Raw genomic sequence first — 3,769 nt, 5'->3', positions numbered from 1 at the left:
GGAGACGGAGGCCATCGTCAGAAAATACAGGGATGGTCTGAAAGATGGTGGTACAGTTGCCGGTACACCTTGATAGACCGGAACCTTCCGACTATACTTAAAATAGTATGTAAAAATTGGAAATTCTGATTTTTACGTCAAAATAAGTACAAGGAGGAAGGGTTATGAGAAAATGTACGAAGCGATGGCTTCTGCCGGTGTGTGCAGCAGCCATGACGCTGGCAGCCGGATTTTCTTCCCTGGCGGCGGAGACTGTGAAGGTCACGGTTCCCAATGTGAAGGGGGGAATTTTACGGGTTCATTACCATGATGGGGAGACAGACACGTATCTTCCGGTCGGAAAAGCAAGCGAGGTCCCAAAGGGAGTTGTTCTGGATGTAAAGACGATTGGATGCGACTATGAATTATCCAATGAGGAATACATTTCAGCATTTCCGTTTTCAGTTTCTGTGAATGAAAAACCTCTGGAAATCAACGGACGGTACAATCAGAGCTGGAAGATAGATGCAGATTCAGACCTGGAGTTTGATGCAGTATTTAAGGGGATGCTCCAGAAGGAGCAGACTGTTTCAAGAGATTTTCTCTGTTTCAAGAATACTGGAGGATGGTATTCTGATACAACCGGAATGTATGGTGCGGGAACACTTCCGGATAAGCAGCTGACCATTTATAATTATAAAGCAGGGAAGGATCTGGGGTATTCAGGCGTAAAGGATCTGGAAATCCAGTCGGTGATGTTTAATGATTCACCGGTATACGAAAAGCTGTTCTCGATCAGCCGGAATGGTGTTTTTCATGCTGAGAAGCCTCTGGAAAACGGCAGCTATGAGATTGAAGTAATCTGTAAGCTGAATGGGGAGGAAGAGGAGTTTACTTTAGGAATTGATGTTGGTATCTGGATAGACGCCTCGATCCCTCTGGCTACATATAAAGGTTCTACTGCCAACAATTATACATATACCATTGACGCAGGTGGATGTGCGGTAAAAGCAGATGCCGACGATACGTTTGCGGATGTATTTGAAGGCATGAAGAAAACTGGAGAGATGCCTAGACTTCTTGGCCACTCGGCCACTGGGCTTGGTGTTTTTGATCAGGGCGCATACGATAGTTTTATGAATCTGGTACTTAGGGATTATGTGGACGAAGAGGATCCATGGGCCGGAGTAGACTTTATGTATGATGGCTATAAGCCGGCTGAAATAGCGCCTCTGTCAAAGGAGGATATCGTTCCCGAAGAGGTAGAGCCCGGCTGGCACCAGCAGAACGGCAAATGGTATTTCTACGAGACAGAGGATCCGGCTTCCCTGGTGAAGAACCAGTGGATCACTTGTCCCGAAGGAAATGGATGTACTGAGCAGGTATGGGTTGGGGCAGACGGCGCCATGGCAGTAAACGGCGTGGTAAATGCCCAGGGGAAAAGCTATTTAGTTGCAGAAAATGGACACAAGGTAAAGGGGAAGACAGTTACGCTCAACGGTGTGACTTACACCACCGATGGGGATGGCGAGATCACGGAGGCAAAGGTGATCCTGGCAACCCCCAGCAACGCAGCCGAGGCTCTGGCCCAGGCAGATAAGGTCATCGCAAATGCGGACATTATGAGCCAGGACGAGAAGGAACAGGCGGCTGACATGCAGACAGAGGCATTAAAGACAAAAATCGATATTACAAAGCTCACAGCCGACCAGGTGGCAAAATACGAGGCCCTTTATCTGGCTGTCTACGGAGCGGATAATATTGAAACAGAGCCTTCAGACGCTGTGGGCGGCATTGCGGCAGCAGGACTTACCTCTGAGGATTTTGCAGAGGGCGGCGGAAAGGTGACCATTGAATACGCGACAGAATGGCCCGCCACCTCCAGCAACGCCCGGGTAAGAGGTTCTGTAAAGCTTCTGGTCAACGGTAAGGAGAGGAAAACGCTGACGGCTCCTGTGACCATGACCGTGGAGATCCCGGACTACTTTATCGCATCTTACAGCAACGCTTCCTATAATTATGAAGTAGAGGGCGTTGATAAGGCAGACGTGGATGGAGAAAAGGGAACGGTGAAGATCACCATTACAAAGCTGGGTGCCTTTGATGTGAAGGCAGTGAAGAAGCCCAGCCGTCCGTCCGGCGGCGGAAGCAGCAGCGGAAATTCCCATTCCTCCGGAAGGGCGAGAGTGAAGGCTGACTTCTACAAAAGTGGAAAATGGGTCATGAACGAAAAGGGCTGGTGGTACAGCTACGACGACGGGACCTGGCCTTCCAATTCCTGGGTATACCTGCCCTGGAAGGACACCTACCAGTGGTACTATTTCAACGGTGAGGGCTATATGGTGACCGGCTGGCATCACTGGCAGAACAACTGGTATTATCTGTATCCGCAGGCGGACGGCAACCGGGGCTATATGTTCACCGGCTGGCATGAGATCGGCGGCAAGTGGTACTATTTCAGCAAAGTGAACGACAGCTCTCTGGGAGCCATGGCCTATGACACCACGACTCCGGATGGCTACAAAGTAGATAAGGACGGAGCCTGGATCCAGTAAACGCAGCCAGTGATCACAGGCTTTGGGGAAAGAAAGGCACAGAGATGCTGATGTCCAATAAGGAAGAAATCTGAAAACAACGATCAGACATCAGCTATATGAACGTTACAAAGGCAAAGGCCAGCGTGAAAGGCAGAAATGCTTTCCACGCTGGCCTTTTTATAAAAAAATCAAAGGTATTAAAATTATTGACAATATCACGGTTGACCGATACAATAATAATAAGGCAGGTGATCTTAATGATGATAAATGAAATTATGGAAAAACGGAATCTCTCTAAGTATCGATTATCTAAAAACAGCGGCATTCCTTATACTACCCTGACAGATATTATCAATGGTAAAGCACAGCTTGAAAAGTGCAGTGCGGAAACTGTATATAAGCTGTCCAGAGAGCTGAATATTCCGATGGAGGAATTGCTTTCTCCATATCTTGAGAAACGGTGCAGTTTTGAACTGTTCAAAAGTAATGTCTGCCATAAGTTAAAAGAACTTGGCGACATAGATTTTATGATCGACACCCTGGAAAGTAATAAAATCCGTGAGTATTATAATCGCAGATGGTATCCCGAAAGTTTCTATCTGCTTGCAATGCTCGATTATATCAGCCGTATCAATGGAGTGCCTATGTGCGAGGAATACAGTGACCTCCGCAGACAATCCCTGCAAGATGTTTTGTATCCTTCAGGCGTTATCGCAGAAGCAGCTGTGGCAGACAGTGAAAATGCAAAGCAAAAAGCAAAAATAGAAGCTATCCCCGAATTTATGCGGTTTAATATTGTAGAAAACGAGGTGAGAAATGTCATCTGAAAATACAAACTATTTTACCAAAGAAAATCTTGATGAGTATTTAAAGGAGCTTGGCAGGGAATACCGACGTCTTATGGGAAAGAGTATGCCGGCAGAAATCATATTAATTGGCGGTGCCGCGATTATTGCAAACTATGGTTTTCGTGATATGACGACCGATGTGGATGCCATTATCCGGGCCGCCTCTTCGATGAAGGATGTTATTAACCGTGTTGGAGATAAGTTTAATCTTCCGAACGGATGGCTCAATGCCGATTTTATGCACACTGGCTCCTACTCTCCGAAACTTATGGAATACTCTGTAAAATACAGGCAGTTTTCCAATGTATTGGAAGTACGTACAGTATCAGCAGAATATCTTGTTGCAATGAAGCTCTGTTCCGGAAGGAAATACAAGAAGGACTTATCAGATATCATTGGGATCCT

Annotated in this window: 3 protein-coding genes; all 3 read left to right on the top strand. The window is 46.6% G+C overall.

Features of this window, described 5'->3' with window-relative positions; all coding sequences use genetic code 11:
- The first annotated feature begins 164 nt into the window (after nt 1-164).
- Nucleotides 165-2,534 (top strand): glucan-binding domain (YG repeat)-like protein, encoded by a 2,370-nt coding sequence (locus WIH05_RS00145; protein ID WP_022273797.1) that lies wholly within the window; start codon nt 165-167, stop codon nt 2,532-2,534.
- 98 nt (nt 2,535-2,632) lie between these two features.
- Nucleotides 2,633-3,343: a helix-turn-helix transcriptional regulator gene (locus WIH05_RS00140; protein WP_022273798.1), complete on the top strand. Its 711-nt coding sequence runs from the start codon at nt 2,633-2,635 to the stop codon at nt 3,341-3,343.
- The coding region (locus tag WIH05_RS00135; RefSeq protein WP_337424792.1) for a DUF6036 family nucleotidyltransferase at nt 3,333-3,769 on the top strand (437 nt) is incomplete at its 3' end. The genes WIH05_RS00140 and WIH05_RS00135, both read left to right, overlap by 11 nt.

This window comes from Alitiscatomonas sp., assembly GCF_037242085.1.
In the GTDB taxonomy this organism is placed as follows: Bacteria; Bacillota; Clostridia; order Lachnospirales; family Lachnospiraceae; genus Alitiscatomonas; species Alitiscatomonas aceti.
Note: the sequence above shows the minus strand (reverse complement) of the source record. Positions and strands in the feature narration are given on the sequence as shown.

What these genes read in the sequence shown, in the direction of transcription:
- WIH05_RS00145 (WP_022273797.1), top strand. Translation starts at nt 165, where the DNA reads ATGAGAAAATGTACGAAGCGATGGCTTCTGCCGGTGTGTGCAGCAGCC.
- WIH05_RS00140 (WP_022273798.1), top strand. Translation starts at nt 2,633, where the DNA reads ATGAACGTTACAAAGGCAAAGGCCAGCGTGAAAGGCAGAAATGCTTTC.